This window comes from Cellulomonas sp. URHD0024, assembly GCF_000426185.1.
Classification (GTDB): domain Bacteria; phylum Actinomycetota; class Actinomycetes; order Actinomycetales; family Cellulomonadaceae; genus Cellulomonas.
In genome coordinates, this window is sequence record NZ_AUEW01000001.1 from 121,505 (window position 1) to 142,226 (window position 20,722).

The 20,722-nt window shown below is 71.7% G+C and carries 18 protein-coding genes; 14 read left to right on the plus strand and 4 right to left on the minus strand.

Going from position 1 to position 20,722, the window contains the following annotated elements; all coding sequences use genetic code 11:
• The first annotated feature begins 44 nt into the window (after nucleotides 1-44).
• The 13 genes from hisI (at nucleotide 45) to pyk (ending at nucleotide 15,719) form a co-directional block, all read left to right on the plus strand.
• Entirely contained in the window at nucleotides 45-446 is a 402-nt protein-coding gene (gene hisI, locus I847_RS0100540) for a phosphoribosyl-AMP cyclohydrolase (protein WP_034608652.1), read from the plus strand.
• Complete coding sequence (locus I847_RS0100545; protein ID WP_231384022.1) at nucleotides 443-2,032, plus strand: anthranilate synthase component I; 1,590 nt, start codon at nucleotides 443-445, stop codon at nucleotides 2,030-2,032. Before hisI ends, I847_RS0100545 begins: the two co-directional genes overlap by 4 nt.
• Nucleotides 2,029-2,610, plus strand: a complete 582-nt coding sequence (locus tag I847_RS21190) for a Trp biosynthesis-associated membrane protein (protein ID WP_051274337.1) — start codon at nucleotides 2,029-2,031, stop codon at nucleotides 2,608-2,610. Before I847_RS0100545 ends, I847_RS21190 begins: the two co-directional genes overlap by 4 nt.
• An 81-nt stretch (nucleotides 2,611-2,691) precedes the next feature.
• Nucleotides 2,692-2,997, plus strand: coding sequence for an HGxxPAAW family protein (locus tag I847_RS0100555; protein ID WP_028048123.1), 306 nt, complete (start codon nucleotides 2,692-2,694; stop codon nucleotides 2,995-2,997).
• Between the two features lie 91 nt (nucleotides 2,998-3,088).
• Nucleotides 3,089-3,577, plus strand: coding sequence for a CD225/dispanin family protein (locus I847_RS26040; protein ID WP_028048124.1), 489 nt, complete (start codon nucleotides 3,089-3,091; stop codon nucleotides 3,575-3,577).
• Between the two features lie 5 nt (nucleotides 3,578-3,582).
• Complete coding sequence (locus I847_RS0100565; RefSeq protein WP_028048125.1) at nucleotides 3,583-4,050, plus strand: DUF2752 domain-containing protein; 468 nt, start codon at nucleotides 3,583-3,585, stop codon at nucleotides 4,048-4,050.
• 177 nt (nucleotides 4,051-4,227) lie between these two features.
• Nucleotides 4,228-5,040 (plus strand): indole-3-glycerol phosphate synthase TrpC, encoded by an 813-nt coding sequence (gene trpC / locus I847_RS0100570; RefSeq protein ID WP_028048126.1) that lies wholly within the window; start codon nucleotides 4,228-4,230, stop codon nucleotides 5,038-5,040.
• A gap of 23 nt (nucleotides 5,041-5,063) precedes the next feature.
• Nucleotides 5,064-6,341: a tryptophan synthase subunit beta gene (gene trpB / locus I847_RS0100575; RefSeq protein WP_034608893.1), complete on the plus strand. Its 1,278-nt coding sequence runs from the start codon at nucleotides 5,064-5,066 to the stop codon at nucleotides 6,339-6,341.
• Complete coding sequence (gene trpA, locus I847_RS0100580) at nucleotides 6,338-7,147, plus strand: tryptophan synthase subunit alpha (RefSeq protein WP_028048128.1); 810 nt, start codon at nucleotides 6,338-6,340, stop codon at nucleotides 7,145-7,147. Before trpB ends, trpA begins: the two co-directional genes overlap by 4 nt.
• Complete coding sequence (lgt, locus tag I847_RS21195; RefSeq protein WP_034608654.1) at nucleotides 7,144-8,040, plus strand: prolipoprotein diacylglyceryl transferase; 897 nt, start codon at nucleotides 7,144-7,146, stop codon at nucleotides 8,038-8,040. The genes trpA and lgt overlap by 4 nt, the downstream gene beginning before the upstream one ends.
• A gap of 118 nt (nucleotides 8,041-8,158) precedes the next feature.
• The gene (gltB, locus tag I847_RS0100590; protein ID WP_034608655.1) at nucleotides 8,159-12,724 is read left to right on the plus strand and encodes a glutamate synthase large subunit; all 4,566 of its coding nucleotides are present in this window, start codon (nucleotides 8,159-8,161) and stop codon (nucleotides 12,722-12,724) included.
• Entirely contained in the window at nucleotides 12,717-14,183 is a 1,467-nt protein-coding gene (locus I847_RS0100595; protein ID WP_028048130.1) for a glutamate synthase subunit beta, read from the plus strand. Before gltB ends, I847_RS0100595 begins: the two co-directional genes overlap by 8 nt.
• 99 nt (nucleotides 14,184-14,282) lie before the next feature.
• Nucleotides 14,283-15,719 carry a pyruvate kinase gene (pyk, locus tag I847_RS0100600; RefSeq protein WP_028048131.1) on the plus strand — a complete coding sequence of 479 codons (1,437 nt, stop codon included), beginning with the start codon at nucleotides 14,283-14,285 and terminating at the stop codon, nucleotides 15,717-15,719.
• An 86-nt stretch (nucleotides 15,720-15,805) separates the two neighbouring features.
• On the opposite strand, the gene I847_RS0100605 is transcribed toward pyk, so the two are convergent.
• The 3 genes from I847_RS0100605 to I847_RS21200 form a co-directional block, all read right to left on the minus strand.
• Nucleotides 15,806-16,492, minus strand: coding sequence for a hypothetical protein (locus I847_RS0100605; protein WP_155855928.1), 687 nt, complete (start codon nucleotides 16,490-16,492; stop codon nucleotides 15,806-15,808).
• A 76-nt stretch (nucleotides 16,493-16,568) separates the two neighbouring features.
• Complete coding sequence (locus tag I847_RS0100610; RefSeq protein WP_028048133.1) at nucleotides 16,569-16,895, minus strand: SHOCT domain-containing protein; 327 nt, start codon at nucleotides 16,893-16,895, stop codon at nucleotides 16,569-16,571.
• A 31-nt stretch (nucleotides 16,896-16,926) separates the two neighbouring features.
• Nucleotides 16,927-17,382, minus strand: a complete 456-nt coding sequence (locus I847_RS21200; RefSeq protein ID WP_051274338.1) for a DUF6325 family protein — start codon at nucleotides 17,380-17,382, stop codon at nucleotides 16,927-16,929.
• Between the two features lie 599 nt (nucleotides 17,383-17,981).
• On the opposite strand from I847_RS21200, the gene I847_RS0100620 reads away from it, so the two are divergent.
• Nucleotides 17,982-20,456, plus strand: coding sequence for a LuxR C-terminal-related transcriptional regulator (locus I847_RS0100620; RefSeq protein ID WP_028048134.1), 2,475 nt, complete (start codon nucleotides 17,982-17,984; stop codon nucleotides 20,454-20,456).
• A gap of 24 nt (nucleotides 20,457-20,480) precedes the next feature.
• Here I847_RS0100620 and I847_RS0100625 read toward each other — a convergent pair whose 3' ends face one another.
• Nucleotides 20,481-20,693 carry a hypothetical protein gene (locus I847_RS0100625; RefSeq protein WP_028048135.1) on the minus strand — a complete coding sequence of 71 codons (213 nt, stop codon included), beginning with the start codon at nucleotides 20,691-20,693 and terminating at the stop codon, nucleotides 20,481-20,483.
• Between the last annotated feature and the right edge of the window lie 29 nt (nucleotides 20,694-20,722).

Genomic DNA, 20,722 nt, shown 5'->3' on the forward strand with positions numbered 1-20,722 from the left:
GACGCCAGCCGGACCCTGGCCTGGCGCATGGCAGGATTCGTGGGGTGTCGTCCGCACCCGTCCCCACGCTCGATCCCGCCGTCGCAACGCGACTCCGCCACGACCCGCAGGGGCTCGTCGCCGCGATCGTGCAGCAGCACGACACCCGCGAGGTGCTCATGCTCGGTTGGATGGACGACGAGGCCCTGCACCGCACGCTGACCACCGGCCGCGTGGTGTTCTGGAGCCGTTCGCGTCAGGAGTACTGGCGCAAGGGCGACACGTCCGGGCACGCCCAGTACGTCAAGGCCGTCAGCCTGGACTGCGACGGGGACGCGCTCCTCGTGGAGGTCGACCAGGTCGGCGCCGCGTGCCACACGGGCACCCGCACCTGCTTCGACGCCGGCGGCCCGCTGCCTGCCGTCGTCGGCACCCGTCCCGTCGAGGAATCCGAGGCCCTCCAGTGACAGCGCAGAGCGCGCCGCCGGCGCCCGTTCACCTGCCCACCCCCGTCGCCGCGGCGGAGGTCCCCTGGGGAGGCACCTGGCCGTCGCTGGAGACGTTCCGTGAGCTGGCCGCCGAGCGCCGCGTGATCCCGGTGGTGCGGCGCCTGCTGGCCGACGACGTCACGCCGGTCGGCCTCTACCGCACGCTCGCGGCCGGCCGTCCGGGCACGTTCATCCTCGAGTCGGCGGAGGCCGACGGGACCTGGGACCGCTACTCGTTCGTCGGGGTGCGCGCCCGCGCGACGCTGACCGTGCGCGACGGCGCCCCGGTCTGGATCGGCGACGTGCCGGTGGGCGTGCCCACCGAGGGTGACGCCCTCGACGTGCTCGCGGGGACCCTGGACGCGCTGCGCACGCCGGCGATCGGCGGCCTGCCGCCCCTGACGAGCGGTCTGGTCGGCGCGCTCGGGTGGGACATCGTGCGGCACTGGGAGCCGACGCTGCCCGCGAAAGCACCCGACGAGCTCGGGGTGCCAGAGCTGACGCTGTTGCTGGCCACCGACCTCGCCGTCGTCGACCACCACGACGGCTCGGTGTGGCTGGTGGCGAACGCGATCAACTTCGACGACACGGACGAGCGGGTCGACGACGCGCACGCGGACGCCGTCGCCCGGCTCGACGCGATGCAGGCCGCCCTGCTGCAGCCGGCGGACCCGGGTCTGGGGGTGCTCGCCGACGTCGACGAGCCGCCGCTGAGCTTCCGGTCGACGCGCGCCGAGTTCGAGGACTCCGTCCGTACGGGGCAGGAGGCGATCCGCGACGGCGAAGTGTTCCAGGTCGTCCTCTCGCAGCGTCTCGACCTGGACTGCCCGGCCGACCCGCTCGACGTCTACCGGGTCCTGCGCACGATCAACCCCAGCCCGTACATGTACTACCTGCAGCTGCAGGACGCGGACGGCGGGGACTTCGCGGTCGTCGGCTCGAGCCCGGAGACCCTGGTCAAGGTGACCTCCGGCCGGGTGGTGACGTTCCCGATCGCCGGGTCACGGCCCCGCGGCGCGACGCCGGAGGAGGACCTGGCGCTGCAGGACGAGGTGCTGGCGGACCCCAAGGAGCGTGCCGAGCACATCATGTTGGTCGACCTCTCGCGCAACGACCTCGTCAAGGTCTGCGAGCCGACCAGCGTCGAGGTCGTCGAGTTCATGGCGGTCAAGCGGTACTCGCACATCATGCACATCTGCTCGACCGTGGTCGGCCGGCTCCGCGAGGGCGCCACCGCGCTCCAGACGCTGGTCGCGACCTTCCCGGCCGGCACGCTCTCCGGCGCGCCGAAGCCGCGGGCGATCGCGCTGATCGACCAGATCGAGCCGTCCCGGCGCGGCATCTACGGCGGCACGGTCGGCTACTTCGACTTCGCGGGTGACATGGACATGGCGATCGCGATCCGGACGGCGCTCATCCGCGAGGGTCGGGCGAGCGTGCAGGCCGGTGGCGGGATCGTCGCGGACTCGGTCCCGGCGCTGGAGTACGAGGAGTCCCGGAACAAGGCCGCCGCGGCTGTGCGCGCCGTCCAGGTGGCGTCCCGCCTGCGTCGCGCGGGCGCGTGACGGAACGGGCGACCCGGCGCCGCGGCCGCGGCCGTGCGGCCGCGCTGCTGCTCGTCCTGGCCGGGGTCACGGCGCTCGCGGCTGTCCCTGTCTGGTTCACCACCAGCGGCTCGACGGCGCTCGAAGGGACGGTCGAGATCGCGGTCCACGGCACTGACGTGGCCCCCGGGATCCTCGCCGCGGCGGTGGCGATGCTCGCTGCTGCAGCGGCGATCTCGCTCGTCGGACGTGTCGGGCGCTGGGTCGTCGCCCTCGTCGTGGCCGGCTGTGGGGTGCTCGTCGTCGCGACGACGGCGTCCGCGCTCTCCGACCCGGCCGCCGCTGTGGCGCCCGTGGTCGCCGCGCACACCGGCGTCGGACATCTGTCCGGTCCGGTCGCCACGAGCGCGTGGCCGACTGTCTCGCTGGTCGTCGGTGCCGTCGACGTCCTGGCCGCCGCCTGGCTCCTCGTGGCGTCGCGACAGTGGTCCGGTCCGACACGCCGCTACCAGGCGACGCCGGACCCCGCCGCCCCCGCCGGGGCGGCAGACGAGCGGGCGGACTGGGACGCACTCAGCCGCGGCGACGATCCGTCCTGACCTGGAGCCGAACGAGCGCCCGATGCAGAGTGCCGGTCCGCTAGGGTGTGCCGCAGAACCGAGCACGAAGGGCACCACACCATGGCAGACCGCACCCTCGCGCACCGCGCGCAGAACGTCACCGTCACCGAGAAGCTGAACCTGCCGCCGACGGCGGCGCCGACGAACCACGGCAAGACGGTCGCTGCCTGGTTCACCACCTACGCGGTCGTCATCGCCTTCACGGTGGCAGGTCTGGGGGTCGCGTTCGCGCTCGAGTGGCTCTTCTGGGTCGGCATCGGTCTCATCGCCGTCAGCCTGGTGGTCGCGAGGCTTCTCGTCTCGGCCGGCTACGGCCAGGGTGGCGCCAAGACCCGGGCACGCCAGGCGAGCCACGGCGGACACTGACCGCTCTCTCTTCAACGCCCGCCCCGCGCGGGTACCACAGCCAGACCGACGACCGGCAAGGGGCCGGACGCGGCCCGACCGAGGAGAACACATGTCGACTCCGAACGACCCCCCGAACCCGTACGGCGGGAACCCGGAGGAGCCCCAGCAGCCCGGCGTCCCGCAGGATCCCTCGGCGCCTCAGTACCCGTCTCCGTACGGCACCCCGCCGCCCCCGCCGCCGACGGCGCCGCCCGCGCCGCAGTACGGCAGCCCGCAGTACGGAGCAGCCCCGCAGTACGGCGGCGCCCCCTACGCGCCGCAGTACGGCGCGCCCGTGGGAGCGCCGCCGAACAACTACCTCGTGTGGTCGATCCTGACGACGGTCTTCTGCTGCATCGCTCTCGGCATCCCCTCGATCGTCTTCGCGTCGCAGGTCAACTCGAAGTGGGCGCAGGGCGACGTCGCCGGCGCGCAGGCCTCCTCGGTGAAGGCCCGCCAGTTCGCCATGTGGAGCGCGATCGTCGGGGGCATCCTGATCGCCGCCTACGTCGGCCTCGTCGTCATCGGGTCCCTCGCGTCATCGAACTCGGGCTACTGAGGTAGATGACTCCGCTCGAGCTGGGCGGGGGCGTCGACGACCACACGTCGGCGCCGCCCCCGCCTGCTCGGCAGCGACTGGTGGGGCGCGTCGCAGGGCCGGTCGCCGTCGCGGTAGTCGCCGGTGTGGGCCTCGCGACGCTCGCGCTCGTCGACCCGAACCGACCGGGTCACTACCCCACCTGCCCGTTCCTCTGGCTGACGGGCCTGTACTGCCCGGGGTGCGGCTCCCTGCGGGCCCTGCACGACCTCGCGCTGCTCGACGTCTCGGGTGCGTGGGGCATGAACCCGCTCATGATGCTCGCGCTGCCGTTCGTCGTCGGCAGCTGGATCGCCTGGACCCGGCGCTCGGTCACGGGCCGGCCTCGGCGCACCCTGGCCCGCCCCGGATGGATCTGGGCCCTGCTCGTGCTCGTGCTCGTCTACTGGGTCGCGCGGAACATCCCCGCGCTGGCACCCTGGCTGGCCCCCTGAATCACGCGGCCACGCGTGAGGCGTCCACCGGTCGCCTGGTCCGGCAGGCGCACGAGGCGTCCCAGCACTCGGCTGTGGTCCGGGTCACCCGTTCGGCGCCCCTACGATGGAGCCCGGGTCCCAAGCCACTCACACCGGTGTGCGGGCTGAGCCGACAAGGGAGAGGGTGAGTCTTCGATGACCGTGCTGGACGACATCATCGCCGGCGTCAGGCAGGACCTTGCCGTCCGCGAGGAAGCCACGCCGCTCGCGCTGGTCAAGGAGCAGGCGGACCGCCGGGAGTCCGCGCTCGACTGCCTCAACAGGCTGCGCGCCGAGGACGCGGTCCGGGTGATCGCCGAGGTGAAGCGTTCGAGCCCGAGCAAGGGCGCTCTCGCGACGATCAAGGACCCGGCCGCCCTGGCAGCCGAGTACGAGAAGGGCGGCGCTGCCGTCATCTCCGTGCTCACCGAGGAGCGCCGGTTCCACGGCTCGCTCGCGGACCTGGACGCGGTGCGCGCGCGGGTCGACATCCCCGTGCTGCGCAAGGACTTCGTCGTCACGCCGTACCAGGTCTGGGAGGCGCGGGCGCACGGTGCGGACCTCGTCCTGCTGATCGTCGCCGCCCTCGAGCAGACCGTGCTCGAGTCGCTGGTGGAACGGGTGCACTCGCTGGGCATGACCGCTCTGGTCGAGGTGCACGACGTCGAGGAGGTCGCTCGCGCCGCCGACGCCGGTGCGCGCGTCATCGGCGTCAACGCCCGCGACCTGCGCTCGCTCGAGGTGGACCGCACGACGTTCTCGCGCGTCGCCCCGGCGATCCCTTCGCACATCATCAAGATCGCCGAGTCGGGCGTCCGCGGCCCGCACGACGTCATGGACTACGCCCGCGCAGGAGCGGACGCGGTCCTCGTCGGCGAGGCCCTCGTGACGGACGACGCCCCCCGGGAGTCGGTCGCGGACCTCGTGGCTGCCGGATCCCACCCGTCGTTGCGAGCGGTGCGCCAGTGAGCGGTCGGCCTGTCTCCGCGAAGATGCTGGAGGCCGTGTCCGACGGCCCGCTGTCCACCCACGCGGGCCCGTACTTCGGGGAGTTCGGCGGCCGGTTCGTGCCTGAGGCGCTCATCGCGGCGCTCGACGAGCTCGACACCGAGTACCACAAGGCGCTGACCGACCCCGCGTTCGGACGCGAGCTGGCCCGGTTGCACCGCACCTACACCGGGCGCCCGAGCCCGCTGACCGAGGTCCCGCGCTTCGCGAAGCACGTGGCCGGCGGCGTGCGGGTGTTCCTCAAGCGCGAGGACCTGAACCACACCGGCTCGCACAAGATCAACAACGTCCTGGGGCAGGCGCTCCTGGTCAAGCGCATGGGCAAGACCCGGGTGATCGCCGAGACCGGCGCGGGTCAGCACGGCGTGGCGACCGCGACCGCCGCCGCGCTGCTGGACCTCGAGTGCGTCGTGTACATGGGCGAGGAGGACACGCAGCGGCAGGCGCTCAACGTCGCGCGGATGCGTCTGCTCGGTGCCGAGGTGATCCCGGTGACCATCGGGTCGCGCACGCTGAAGGACGCGATCAACGAGGCTCTGCGCGACTGGGTGGCCAACGTCGAGACGACGCACTACCTGCTCGGCACGGTCACCGGACCGCACCCGTTCCCCGAGATGGTCCGCGACTTCCACAAGATCATCGGCGAGGAGGCCAAGGCTCAGCTCCTCGAGGAGATCGGCCGGCTGCCCGACGCCGTGGCAGCGTGCGTCGGCGGCGGCTCGAACGCGATGGGTATCTTCAACGCGTTCCTCGACGATCCCGAGGTCCGGCTCTTCGGGTTCGAGGCGGGAGGCGAGGGCATCTCGTCCGGTCGCCATGCGGCCCGGTTCTCGGGTGGTGAGCCTGGCGTGCTGCACGGTGCGAAGTCCTACCTGCTGCAGGACGACGACGGCCAGACGCTGCCCAGCCACTCGGTGTCGGCCGGCCTGGACTACCCGAGCGTCGGGCCTGAGCACGCGTGGCTGCACGACATCGGCCGCGCCGACTACCGCCCGGTCACCGACGTCGAGGCCATGGACGCGTTCCGCATCCTGTGCCGCACGGAGGGCATCATCCCCGCGATCGAGTCCGCCCACGCCCTCGCGGGTGCGATCGCACTCGGCGACGAGCTGGCGGGCTGGACCGGCGACGACGGTCACGAGCCGGTGCTGCTGGTGAACCTGTCCGGTCGCGGCGACAAGGACGTGGCCACGGCAGCGGCGTGGTTCGACCTCATCGACGACGAGCCTGTCGTGCTCGCCGACCAGGGAGAACAGTTGTGAGCGTGCTGGACGTCCGGTCGCAGGTGGGGGAGTTCCTCGACGGTCTCGGTCGGCCCGCCCTCATCGGGTACCTGCCGGTCGGTTACCCGAGCGTCGACGACTCGGTGGACGCCGTCCGCACGATGATCGACGCGGGTGCGGACGTGATCGAGCTCGGCATGCCGTACACCGACCCCGTCATGGATGGCCCGCTGATCCAGACGGCGGTCGACGCGGCGCTCGCCCGGGGGACCAAGGTCCGTGACACGATCCGGGCGGTCGAGCAGGTCTCGGGTCGTGGGGCGCCGATCCTGATCATGACGTACTGGAACCTCGTCCTGCGCTACGGCGTCGACGCGTTCGCCCGCGACCTGGCGTCGGCGGGCGGTGCGGGCCTCATCACGCCCGACCTCATCCCCGACGAGGCCGCCGACTGGCTTGCCGCTTCCGACGCGCACGGCCTGGACCGGGTCTTCCTCGTGGCCCCGAGCAGCACTCCCGAACGGCTCGCCTCGACCAGTGCTGCCTCGCGTGGCTTCGTGTACGCGGCATCGACCATGGGCGTGACGGGCGAGCGAGCGACGCTCGGCAACCGCGCCGAGCAGCTCGTCGCGGACACTCGCGCCGCCGGAGCCGAGAGGGTCTGCGTCGGCGTCGGCGTCGCCCGCCCGGAGCAGGCCGCGGAGGTGGCCGGGTACGCCGACGGGGTGATCGTCGGGACGGCCCTCGTCCGCACGTTGGTCGACGCTCCCGACGCCGCGACGGGTCGTGCGGACCTCGCACGGCTCACGTCGGCCCTCGCAGAGGGTGTGAGGTCGGCGAGGTGATCGCCGTCATCCCGAGCCCGCCGCAGGGCGTCTGGCACCTCGGTCCCTTCCCGATCCGCGCCTACGCGTTCGCGATCCTGCTGGGCATCGTGGCCGCGCTCTGGATGACCCGGAGACGCTGGGTCGAGCGTGGCGGCGACGCCGACACGGTCCTGGAGATCTCGTTCTGGGCCGTCCCGTTCGGGATCGTCGGTGGCCGGATCTACCACGTGATCACCTCACCGGAGGCGTACTTCGGCCCGGGTGGGGACCCGGTGGCGGCGCTGTACATCTGGCGGGGCGGGCTCGGGATCTGGGGAGCGGTCGCGTTCGGTGCCGTCGGCGCCTGGATCGGGTGCCGACGTCAGGGCGTCCGGCTCGCGCCCTTCGCGGACGCCTTGGCACCGGGTCTGCTGGTGGCGCAGGGAATCGGCCGGCTCGGCAACTGGTTCAACCAGGAGCTGTACGGCCGGGCGACGAGCGTGCCGTGGGGGCTGCGGATCGACCCGAACCCGGAGACGGGAGAGGCCGGCGGCATCTACCACCCGACGTTCCTCTACGAGATGCTCTGGAACTTCGCCGGTGCCGCGTTGCTGATCTGGATCGACCGCCGGTACAAGCTCGGCTACGGCCGGGTGTTCTGGCTGTACGTCGTGATCTACACGACCGGTCGCCTCTGGATCGAGCTCTTGCGCATCGACCCGGCCACCCACATCCTCGGACTGCGCCTCAACGTCTGGACGTCGATCATCGTCGGCGTCGGTGCGCTGGTAGCGTTCGTGGTGGTCGGGCGCCGGCACCCAGGACGTGACACGACCCTCCTGCTGGCATCCCCGACCGCGCAGGACGACGAGAAGACAGCGACCGACCCACCCGCTGACCCGCGGGAAGCCGGAAGCGCTTCTCAGCTCTGACGATGCGTGTGGTCAGCCGACCGCGCTGTATCGTTCGCCACGCCTGGGCCGACGACGTCCCGCGTTCCCCCTTGTTCGTGCTATTTCCCCGACCCCGGGGACCGTGAGGACGGTGCTGATGTCGACGTCGCCGGTGAGCCCTGGTGCATTCGGTGCACCACTGCCGCAGGGTCTCTACGACCCCGCCGCCGAGCACGACGCGTGCGGTTTCGCGTTCGTCGCCACCCTGCGCGGGACGCCCGGCAGGGACATCGTCGATGCCGGGCTGACCGCGCTGCTCAACCTGGACCACCGCGGTGCCGTCGGCGCCGAGGAGGACAGCGGTGACGGCGCGGGCATCCTGACGCAGATCCCGGACGCGTTCCTGCGCGACGTCGTGGACGCCGAGCTGCCGCCGGCCGGCTTCTACGCGATCGGCATGGCCTTCCTGCCGGTCGACGAGGACGAGCAGCGCATCGCCATGTCCGCGATCGACGCGATCGCGGCCGAGGAGAAGCTCGACGTGCTGGCGTGGCGCGAGGTCGTCGTGACCGCCGACCTCGTCGGCCCGACCGCGCGCGCCTCCATGCCGGTGTTCCGACAGCTGGTGGTCGCCGACCCGTCCCGTGAGCTGTCGGGGATCGACCTCGACCGCCGCGCGTACCGCCTGCGCAAGCGCGCCGAGCGCGAGCACGGCCTGTACTTCGCGTCGTTGTCGGCTCGGACGCTGGCCTACAAGGGCATGCTCACCACGGGCCAGCTGGAGCCGTTCTTCGCGGACCTGTCGGACCCTCGGTACGCGTCCGAGATCGCGCTCGTCCACTCGCGCTTCTCCACCAACACGTTCCCGTCGTGGCCGCTCGCGCAGCCGTTCCGCATGATCGCCCACAACGGTGAGATCAACACGGTGCGCGGCAACCGCAACTGGATGGCCGCCCGCGAGGGCACGCTGGCCAGCGACGAGCTGGGCGACCTCGGTCCGCTCCTGCCGGTCTGTACCCCGGGCGGGTCGGACTCCGGCAGCTTCGACGAGGTGCTCGAGCTGCTGCACCTGTCCGGCCGGTCCCTGCCGCACGCGGTCATGATGATGATCCCGGAGGCGTGGGAGAACCACGCCCAGATGGATCCCGCGCGCCGCGCGTTCTACGAGTACCACTCGACGCTCATGGAGCCGTGGGACGGCCCGGCGGCGATGACGTTCACCGACGGCACCCTGATCGGTTCGGTGCAGGACCGCAACGGCCTGCGTCCCGGTCGGTACTGGGTCACCGAGGACGGTCTGGTCGTGTGCGCGTCCGAGGCCGGTGTCCTGGACATCGACCCCGCGACCGTCGTCGCCAAGGGCCGCCTCGAGCCCGGCCGGATGTTCCTCGTCGACACCGGCAAGGGCCGGATCATCGACGACCAGGAGATCAAGTCCACGCTCGCCGCGCAGAAGCCCTACGCGGAGTGGGTCCGGGAGAACTCGGTCTACCTGGCCCAGCTGCCGGAGCGCGAGCACGTGGCGCACTCCGCTGCGTCGGTCCGTCGTCGCCAGCGCGCCTTCGGGTACACCGAGGAAGAGCTCAAGATCCTGCTCAGCCCGATGGCCGCCGCGGGTGCGGAGCCGCTCGGAGCGATGGGCTCCGACACGCCCGTCGCGGTGCTGTCGAGCCGTCCGCGGATGCTCTTCGACTACTTCACGCAGATGTTCGCTCAGGTCACCAACCCGCCGCTGGACGCGATCCGCGAGGAGCTCGTCACCGCCATCGGCGGAGCGATCGGCCCCGAGCCCAACCTGCTCGAGGACGGCCCCGGGCACGCCCGCAAGCTGATCCTGCCGTTCCCGGTGATCGACAACGACCAGCTGGCCAAGATCGTGCACGTGGCCAAGGAGCCGTCCCTCGGCTTCCGTTCGACGACGATCCGCGGCCTCTACAAGGTCAGCGGCGGGGGAGAGGCTCTCGAGGCGCGCCTCGAGGAGATCTTCGCCGAGGTCGACGCCGCGGTGGCCGACGGTGTGAGCTTCCTCGTGCTGTCGGACCGGAACTCGGACGCCGACCTGGCGCCGATCCCGTCGTTGCTGCTGCTGAGCGCGGTCCACCACCACACGCTGCGTCGGCACACGCGCACGATGATCTCGCTCGTCGTCGAGGCCGGTGACGTTCGCGAGGTGCACCACGTCGCGCTGCTGATCGGCTACGGCGCGGCCGCTGTGAACCCGTATCTCGCCATGGAGACCGTCGAGGACCTCGCGCGTTCGGGCTACCTGCCCGGCGTCGACGAGGCGAAGGCCGTCGCCAACCTCATCAAGGCGCTCGGCAAGGGCGTCCTGAAGGTCATGTCCAAGATGGGCATCTCGACGATCGCGTCGTACCGCGGCGCGCAGGTGTTCGAGGCCATCGGCCTGTCGCAGCCGCTGGTCGACCGGTACTTCACCGGCACGACGAGCCGCCTCGGCGGTATCGGTCTGGACGTCATCGCGGCTGAGGTGGCCGCCCGGCACGCGGACGCCTACCCGGCCAGCGGCAACCGTCAGGCGCACCTGCGGCTCGCGGTCGGCGGGGAGTACCAGTGGCGTCGCGACGGTGAGGACCACCTGTTCGACCCCGAGACCGTCTTCCGGCTGCAGCACTCGACGCGCACGCGGCAGTTCGACATCTTCCAGCAGTACACGCGCCGGGTCGACGAGCAGTCGTCGCGGCTCATGACGCTGCGCGGCCTGCTCACGTTCAAGGACGGCGAGCGCACGCCGCTGCCGATCGACGAGGTCGAGCCGGTCAGCGAGATCGTCAAGCGGTTCAGCACGGGCGCGATGTCGTACGGATCCATCTCGATGGAGGCGCACGAGACGCTGGCGCTCGCGATGAACAGCATCGGCGCCAAGTCGAACACCGGCGAGGGCGGCGAGGACTCCGACCGTCTGAACGACCCGGTGCGTCGTTCGGCGATCAAGCAGATCGCGTCGGGCCGCTTCGGCGTGACCAGCGAGTACCTGACCAATGCGGACGACATCCAGATCAAGCTCGCCCAGGGTGCCAAGCCGGGCGAGGGCGGGCAGCTGCCCGGTCACAAGGTGTACCCGTGGGTGGCCAAGACCCGGCACTCGACGCCAGGCGTCGGGCTCATCTCGCCGCCGCCGCACCACGACATCTACTCGATCGAGGACCTGGCGCAGCTGATCCACGACGCCAAGAACGCGAACCCGAAGGCGCGCATCCACACCAAGCTCGTCAGCGAGTTCGGCGTGGGGACCATCGCGGCGGGCGTGGCGAAGGCGCACTCGGACGTCGTGCTCATCTCCGGTCACGACGGCGGCACGGGGGCCTCCCCGCTGACGTCCCTCAAGCACGCGGGCACGCCCTGGGAGATCGGCCTGGCCGAGACCCAGCAGACGCTCGTCCTGAACAACCTGCGTGACCGCGTCGTCGTCCAGGTCGACGGCCAGCTCAAGACGGGGCGCGACGTCGTCATCGGTGCGCTGCTCGGCGCCGAGGAGTTCGGTTTCGCGACCGCTCCGCTGGTGGTGTCCGGGTGCATCATGATGCGCGTCTGCCACCTCGACACCTGTCCCGTCGGCGTCGCCACGCAGAACCCTGAGCTTCGGGCGCGGTTCACCGGCAAGCCGGAGTTCGTCGTCACGTTCATGGAGTTCATCGCGCAGGAGGTCCGCGAGCTGCTCGCGCAGCTGGGCTTCCGCACGCTGCTCGAGGCCGTCGGTCACGTCGAGCTGCTCGACACCCGTGCCGCGATCGACCACTGGAAGGCCGAGGGCCTCGACCTGGCCCCCGTGCTCGCGGTCCCGTCGCCGGTCCCTGGCACGGAGCTGCACCAGACGAAGCTCCAGGACCATGGTCTGGACCGGGCGCTCGACAACAGGCTGATCGCGCTGGCCGCGGACGCGCTCGAGCGTCGTGAGCCCGTCCGGATCGCGCTGCCCGTGCGCAACGTGAACCGGACCGTCGGCACGATGCTGGGGCACGAGGTGACCAAGCGGTTCGGTGGCGAGGGCCTCGCCGACGACACGATCGACGTCACGCTCACGGGCTCCGCGGGGCAGTCGTTCGGTGCGTTCCTGCCGCGTGGCATCACGCTGCGCCTGTTCGGTGACGCCAACGACTACGTCGGCAAGGGCCTGTCGGGTGGGCGCATCGCGATCCGCCCCGACCGCAACGCCCAGCTCGCCTCCGAGCTCAACGTCGTCGCGGGCAACGTCATCGGCTACGGCGCCACCACCGGCCAGATCTTCCTGCGCGGAATCGTCGGCGAGCGCTTCGGCGTCCGCAACTCCGGCGCGACGCTGGTGGTCGAGGGCGTGGGCGACCACGGGTGCGAGTACATGACCGGTGGCACCGTCCTGGTGCTGGGTCGCACGGGTCGCAACTTCGGCGCCGGCATGTCCGGCGGTACGGCGTACGTGCTGGACCTGGTGCCGGCGCTGGTGAACGTCGACGCGCTGCGTACGAACGAGCTCGCGCTGGACCCCCTGGACGACGAGGACGCGGCGCTCGTCGAGCAGCTCCTGCGCGCTCACCGCGAGGAGACGTGGTCGCCCATCGCGGCCCAGCTGCTCGAGGACTTCCCGCAGTCGCGGGCGCGGTTCACGCGTCTGCTGCCCACCGAGTACGCGCGGGTCCGTCGCGCGCTCGCGCAGGCGGAGGCCGACGGCCTCGACCCGGCAGCGCCCGGTGTCTGGGACTCGATCCTGGAGGTCGCGCGTGGCTGATCCTCGTGGCTTCCTCCGCGTCCGCGACCGTGAGCTCCCGCCGAACCGGCCCGTGGAGATCCGCCTGCGCGACTGGTCGGACGTGCACGAGCACCTGCAGGAGGGCCAGCCCTACCTCAAGGAGCAGGCCGGACGCTGCATGGACTGCGGGATCCCGTTCTGCCACAACGGCTGTCCGCTCGGGAACCTGATCCCCGAGTGGAACGACCTGGTGTGGCGCGGGCAGTGGTCGGACGCGATCGACCGGCTGCACGCGACGAACAACTTCCCGGAGTTCACCGGCCGGATCTGCCCGGCGCCGTGCGAGTCGAGCTGTGTGCTCGGTATCAACCAGCCCGCCGTGACCATCAAGAACATCGAGGTCTCGATCATCGACGAGGCCTTCGCGCGGGGACTGGTCAGCCCGCAGGTGCCGCAGCGGCTCACCGGCCACACGGTCGCCGTCGTCGGCTCCGGCCCGGCCGGCCTGGCCGCCGCGCAGCAGCTCACGCGGGCCGGCCACACGGTCGCGGTCTACGAGCGGGACGACGCGATCGGCGGACTGCTGCGGTACGGCGTCCCCGACTTCAAGCTGGAGAAGGTCCACATCGACCGCCGGCTCGCGCAGATGGAGGCCGAGGGCACGCGGTTCCGGCCGGGCGTCGAGGTCGGTCGGGACGTGACGTGGCCGCAGCTGCAGGCGCGGTACGACGCGATCGTCATCGCGACGGGCGCTACCGTCCCTCGTGAGCTGACGGTGCCCGGCAAGGAGCTCAGCGGAGTGCACGTCGCCATGGAGTACCTCCACCAGGCGAACGCGGTCGCGGCGGGCAAGCCCGTCCCCGACCAGATCTCCGCGGCCGGCAAGCACGTGATCATCATCGGCGGCGGCGACACGGGTTCGGACTGCCTCGGTACAGCGCTGCGGCAGGGCGCCGCCTCGGTGACCACGCTGGCGATCGGCAAGCGCCCGCCGCAGGAGCGCCCCGAGCACCAGCCGTGGCCGACGGACCCGATCCTGTTCGAGGTCTCCTCCTCCCACGCCGAAGGCGGTGACCGCGAGTACCTCGCCTCGACCGTCGAGTTCCTCGGTGACGACAGCGGCGCGGTGAACCGGCTCAGGCTCGCCACGACGGAGTATCTCTCCGACGGCAGGCGCGTCCCGAAGGCCGGCACCGAGCGGGAGGTCCCGGCCGACCTGGTGCTCGTCGCGATGGGCTTCTCCGGACCGGAGAGCACACCCCTGAGCGAGCAGATCGGTATCGAGCTGACCTCGCGTGGGCTCGTCACCCGGACCGACGACTTCGCCACGTCCGTGCCGGGCGTGTTCGTCGCCGGTGACGCAGGTCGCGGCCAGTCGCTCATCGTCTGGGCGATCGCCGAGGGCCGTGCCGCTGCCGCGGCGGTCGACACCTATCTCTCGGGCAGCACCGAGCTGCCCGCGCCCGTGACCGCGTCCACCGTGGCGCTGCGGCCCTAGACCACCCGATCGACCGTCGTCGCCAACCGGCCGGCCCTGGGGGTCTGTCGGGACGTTCGGCCCGACAACAGAAAACCAGGAAGGCATAGGCTCGTCCCCATGCGTAGAGCAAAAATCGTCTGCACCATCGGTCCCGCCACGGAGTCTGCTGAGCAGATCCAGGCCCTCGTCGACGCCGGGATGGACGTGGCGCGGCTCAACCGCAGCCACGGCGACACCGAGGTCCACCAGCGGGTCTACGACAACGTGCGCGCTGCCGCGCAGGCGTCGGGCCGCTCGGTCGCGGTCCTCGTCGACCTGCAGGGCCCGAAGATCCGTCTCGGCCGCTTCATCGAGGGCAAGCACAGCCTCGCCGTGGGTGACGTGTTCACCATCACGACCGACGACGTCGAGGGCACCAAGGACCGCGTCTCGACGACGCACAAGGGCCTGACCGGTGACGCCCGCGTCGGCGACCCGATCCTCATCGACGACGGCAAGGTGCTCGTGCGCGTCACGGCCGTCGAGGGCTCGGACGTCGTGACCCGTGTCGAGGTCCCCGGTCCGGTGTCGAACAACAAGGGCCTCAACCTGCCCGGCGTCGCCGTCTCCGTGCCCGCGATGAGCGACAAGGACGAGGACGACCTGCGCTGGGCCCTGCGTGTCGGGGCGGACATCATCGCCCTGTCGTTCGTGCGGTCCGCCGAGGACTATGCCGACGTGCGCCGGATCATGGAGGAGGAGAACCGCGTCGTCCCGGTCATCGCCAAGATCGAGAAGCCGCAGGCGGTCGAGAACCTGCCCGAGATCATCGCGGCGTTCGACGGCATCATGGTCGCCCGCGGCGACCTCGGCGTCGAGCTGCCGCTCGAGCAGGTTCCGCTCGTGCAGAAGCGCGCGGTCGAGCTGGCCCGCCGCGCCGCGAAGCCCGTCATCGTCGCCACGCAGGTGCTCGAGTCCATGACCAACAACCCGCGTCCGACGCGGGCCGAGACCTCGGACTGCGCCAACGCCGTGCTCGACGGAGCCGACGCGGTCATGCTCTCGGGCGAGACGTCCGTGGGCGACTACCCGATCGAGACCGTGCGCACGATGGCGCGGATCATCGAGGCGACCGAGGAGCTGGGCCGCGAGCGGATCGCCCCCCTCGGCTCCACGCCGCACACGCGCGGTGGCGCGATCACCCGGGCCGCCGCCGAGATCGGCGAGACGCTCGACGTGAAGTACCTCGTGACCTTCACCCAGTCGGGTGACTCGGCGCGTCGCATGTCACGCCTTCGCTCGGCGATCCCGCTGCTCGCCTTCACGCCGATCGAGGGTGTCCGCAACACCCTCTCGCTGAGCTGGGGCGTGCAGACGTACCGGTCGCCGGCGGTCGAGAGCACGGACGAGATGGTGAACCAGGTGGACTCGACCCTGCGCGCGAACGGTCTCGCGGAGGTCGGCGACTACGTCGTCGTCGTCGCGGGTGCGCCGGTGGGCGTCGTGGGGTCCACCAACTCGATCGTGGTGCACAAGATCGGTGACGACGAGCGGGCGAACGGCCGCGTCGCCTGACGATCAGGATGTGCGAGAGGCCCGGAGGACACCTCCGGGCCTCTCGTCGTCGTGCGCGGCTCGACGCCACGGAACGGCCGGAGGTCTTAGAGCCGCACCGGGAAGGTGGCCAGGACGACGACGGTCGCGATCAGCAGGACGCCCGCACACCCGACCATCGCCCCTCGTGGTCCGGGTGAGCTGAGCTTGAGCCCGATGCCGCAGAAGAACAGGATCGACGCGCACAGCACCGTGGCGAGCACGTAGTTGCCCGAACGAGCCGTCGCCTGGCGAGCCTGCGCGGCGGAGGCGTCGGCGGCCTTCTCCAGCGCGTGCGACTTCTCGGCGGCCTTCAGCGTGTACTCCGGCATCACGAACGGGCTCGAGGGGGCCGCGGGGTTGGTGCCCGGGTCGTCGGCGAGCCAGGCCTGCAACGCCGGCTCGAACTCGGGTCGGAACCGCTTGTACAGGAACGTCGAGTACGTGCCTGGGTCCGGGACGTACGAGGTGGGCAGCCGTCCGTCGTTCTCCTGCGACATGGACTGGAGCCAGTCGGTGAACAGGAGGACGTCGATGGTCTGCTGCTGGCCGGCCTGGGCCGAGGCCTTGGTGGACTCGGTGCGGTGCGCGGCGGCCGCGCTGTAGGACCGGGTCTGCACGGCGTTCCACTTGTTGGCCTGGAACGCCGACCACGCCGTCATGACGGTGGCGACGGCCAGCATGATCGTCGCGACGAGCTCGAGGTGCCTGTGCCACAAGGGCGGCGTAGCCGCAGGGGCAGTCTGGTCGTCCACAACCGAGCTCCTTCGTCGTACGTCAGGCACACGCGCGCCCGGGGACGTGGCGTCCCCGGGCGCGCCTGCAGCGTCCTCAGGCGGAGAGGATCTTGTTCTTCTGCACCTCGAACTCGATGTCGCTCAGGACGCCCGCGTCGCGCAGGGCGCCGAGCTGGGAGAGCTGCGCGAGCTTCGCGTCCATGTCCGCCGGCGCTGCCGCTGCCGGGGCAGCGTAGACGGGCGGCGGCGGGGGCGGGGGCGCGTACTGCGGCTCCGCGTACTGCGGCGGCGGCGGTGCGGCCTGCTGCTGGGCCTGGTCGTTCCAGCGGCCCGCCTGACGGCGCGACACACGGTTGGACACGGCAGTTGCGGTGCCGGCGACGACGGCTGTGCGGGCGACCCCGCGGATCAGTCCTGGCATGTTCTGGCCTTTCTCGGGTTGTCGGGGTCGGTCACTCGGCGTCGAGCGCGTCCAAGGACGCGAGGATCGCCTGGACGGGGATGCGGCCGCTGGCGACCAGCTGCCCACCGGTGCGGCGCAGAGCGGCGGCGAACGGCGCGGCCCAGACGTTCTCGTAGACGAGCACGCCTGCCGCGCTGCCCGGGTCGAGCGCGACCCCGGCCTCGGTGATGTCGTCCTCACCGATCAGCCCGGACTGGATGCCCGAGAAGATCGTCAGGTCGAAGCCACCGCCGTCGAGCTGGTCCAGCGTCAGAGCGCCGACGTTGCCGGCGTCGTCCTTGGAGATGAACACGAGGTCGAGGATCCGGATCAGGCCCTTGTCGACCAGGTCCAGGAGCAACGGGAACGCTTCGCCGTTGAACTTGCTTCCGGGGAACTCCACGACCAGGTAGTCGATCGGACCTGTCTCGTCGAGGCTTGCCGTGCGGGCGAATTCGTCCGTCATGGGGCCAGTCCTTTCCTCACGCTCTCGTACCGGGCGTGCTGTTCGCCCGGGGCGACCCACCTTGTGCCCCGGGCTTGTCCGCCGGCCTCACCCCTGTGGGATGAGGTGCACCGTGCAAGCCCGCCTCACCCGCCCTGGGTGAGGAGGTGCGTCCTTGCGACCTTAGGGCGATTTAGGGGTGTTCGCCCAGGGTGACGCCACATTTCACAGGGCGATGTTCGCGGCCGGTCGCACAGGGCGGCAGCGGTCCGCGGCTACGCCGGACGCCTCCCGCTTCGTCGGCTGAAGTCCTGCGTCCGTACCCGGGCGCGGAACGCGTGGTAGGTGCAGCCCGGGTAGCGCGCACCAGCGGGAAGAACACCAGGGTGATCACCGTCATCACCTTGAGCGCGTCGTCGCGTTCGCCACCGTGAGGTGGTGAGTCGAGCTCGACGGGTGCCGAGCACGACCGGGGGCCGACCGACCACGGGCCGGAGCACTGAGGCGTCGGAGCCCTTGTTCCGGTCCCCGCCAGGGGCTTGACTGATCGCGGGCAGGTCTCGCCGGGGGGGAACCGACAGTGCATGCCCCTGGTGGGGCGTGCGAAGGGACGAGCAGCGATGAGCAGCGTTCTCCAGGACGGCACAGCCAACCCTGCTCGGCAGACGGGCGCCCGCTCGGCGATCCCGCTGCCGGCGGCGCACATCCTGCACCGACCGCGGCTGGACGACGCGCTCGCGGTCGACGTCCCCCTCACGCTGGTCGTCGGACCGGCAGGCTCGGGCAAGACCGTCGCGGTGTCCGTCTGGGCGGCGCAGGTGCCCGGGCCGGTCGCCTGGGTAACCCTCGACCGGCCGGACCTGACCGGGACCGCGCCCTGGGTCGCCGTGGCTGCGGCGCTGCGGGAGTGCGGGGTGCGGGTGCCGTCGCTCGTGTCGCTGGGCGACCCGGTCGAGGGGCCCCGAGCCTTTCCGACGATGCTCGGTGCCCACGTCGCTGCGCACGCCGAGGCGGTCGTCGTGGTGCTCGACTGCGACGGTCCCGTTCCGGCCGAGCTCGCAGACGGGCTCGAGCGGCTCCTCCGGCAGGCCCGCGGACTGCTCCGCCTCGTGATCCTGAGCCACACCGACCCGCCGATGCCCTTGCTGCGCCATCGGTTGGACGGGACGGTGAGCGAGATCCGCGCAGCCGACCTCGCCTTCCGCGCGGACGAGGTCGCCGCCCTGCTCGACGGTGCCGGGCTGGACGTGTCGCGAGCATCGGCCCGGGCGTTGTACCTGCGGACGCACGGCTGGGCAGCGGGGTTGCGGTTCGCCGTTCTCGCCGCCAGGGGTCGCAGCGATGCCGAGGCGGCGATCCGCGACGTCACGGGCAGCGGTGGACCGGTGGCCGAGTACGTGCGGGCCGGGGTGCTCGGCGCGGCATCTGCCGGCGACAGCCGCCTGCTCCTGGACTGCAGCGTGGTCGACGTCCTGCGGCCGGGCCTGGTGGAAGTGCTGGGCGGCCGGCTCGCCGGCCAGCGACTCGAGCAGCTGGGCTGGGCGTCCATGGAGGAGCAGCCGGGGTCGTTCGGCGTACCACCGCTCCTCCGGGAGGCGCTGTACGCCCAGCTCGTCCTCGAGGATCTCGACCGCTCTGTGGAGCTGCATCGCCGTGCGGCGCACTGGCTGGCGACGGCAGGCCGACCGGCTGAGGCCACCGCGCACGCGGCGCGAGGTGGGGACTGGCAGAGCGCCGCACGGTACGGCATCGAGGCCGGCGTGGTCGCCGAGGTGCTGCTCGGTTCACCGCCGGCCGACCTGATGACCGTGCTCGCCGCGATGCCCGTCGGCGCACAGGGCGCGGGCCCGGCGATCGTGCGGGCCGTCGCAGCGGTGAGCGCCGGAGACCTTCGGGAGGCGGCGTCGCAGGTCGCCAGTGCTCGCACGGACGGCGGGAACGACGCGGCCGTCGACGTGCTCGAGCTGGTCATCGCGTCCGGGACCGGCGACGCCGTCGCCGTCCTTGCGGCTGCCGACCGGGTCGTAGCGACCGCCGTCCGCAGGTCCGATCTGGCGGCGGCGGTCGACGCGCGGCGCGCTGACGCGCTGCTGCTTCTGGGCCGGCTCCAGGACGCCGGGACGTCCTACCGCGCGAGCGGAGGGCGGTTCGGTCGGCTCGCGCTCGTCGAGGCGCTCGAGGGCCGGCTGCGGACGGCCCGGTCGCTCGCGGAGAGGGCGCTGGCCGGCCTTGGGCCGGCCGATCCCGCCGCGCTGATCGCGTTGGCCTGGGTGGATGCCGAGAGCGACGAGCTCGACGACGCCGCCGCGCACCTGCGGCTGGCGGGCGCCGTGTCCGTGACCGTGGCCGACCCTGTACCTGGCACCTTGCGCGTTCTCCTGGGCGCCCGGCTGCTGCGGGTCGTCGGCGATCTGGAGGGGGCTCGCGAGGTGCTGGCCGGGCTGCCCGACGTACCGGCCTGGCTCGCGGACCTGCGGCTGCTCGAGGACGCGGCGCTCGATCTGGCGGCGAGCAGACCGTCGACGGCCCTGCACCGGCACGTGGCGCTCGCCGACCCGACGAGCGCCGGGGCGCAGCGTCTGCTCTGGCAGGTGAGGCTCGCCGAGTGGGGTGGCGGTTCGACGACCGCGCTGCCGGACGCGGACGCCTCCCTGACCGCTCAGGTCGAGGGCTGGCTGCTCGAGGCATCGCGGCGCCTGAGCCTGGGGGAGCCCGCGGCGGCCCGCCGGGCCGTGCAGCGCGCACTGGGCCTGGCGGCGCCGGAGAAGCTGCGACGCCCGTTCCGTGAGGCTCCCGCCGACGTCAAGCGGCTCCTGCAGGTGGACCCGGCGATCCGCGTGCCGTCCCGGCGACCCTCCGCGAGGCCCGATGCCCGGACCGCGGAACACGACCCTGTCGAGCAGCTGACCGAGAAGGAACGTGAGGTGCTCGGGCACCTGGCCGCGATGCTCTCCACCGACGAGATCGCTGCCGCGATGTTCGTCTCCGTCAACACGGTGCGCACCCACGTGCGCAACATCTTGCGCAAGCTGGGCGTCTCGCGTCGCAACGAGGCCGTACGCCGTGCGCGCGCCATGCACCTGATCCCGTCCTGAGCGGGGTCTGCGCCGGTCAGGCGCTCACGAACGCGCGTCAGGCGAGGCGTCTCGCTCGACCAGAAACGCCCGACCGTCGAATCCGACCACGCGGACGAACTCGTGCCGCAGCTGCGCATCGCGCGCGCGCTCGGCGGCCGTGAGGGCGCGTCGTCGGCCCCGGATGTTCCCGACCTCCGCGGGGCCGAGGTAGGTCAGGAGCCACTCGGTGGCAGTGCGGCGGTGCTTCTCGGTCACAGGACCTCCTATGCTTAGTGCACTAATCA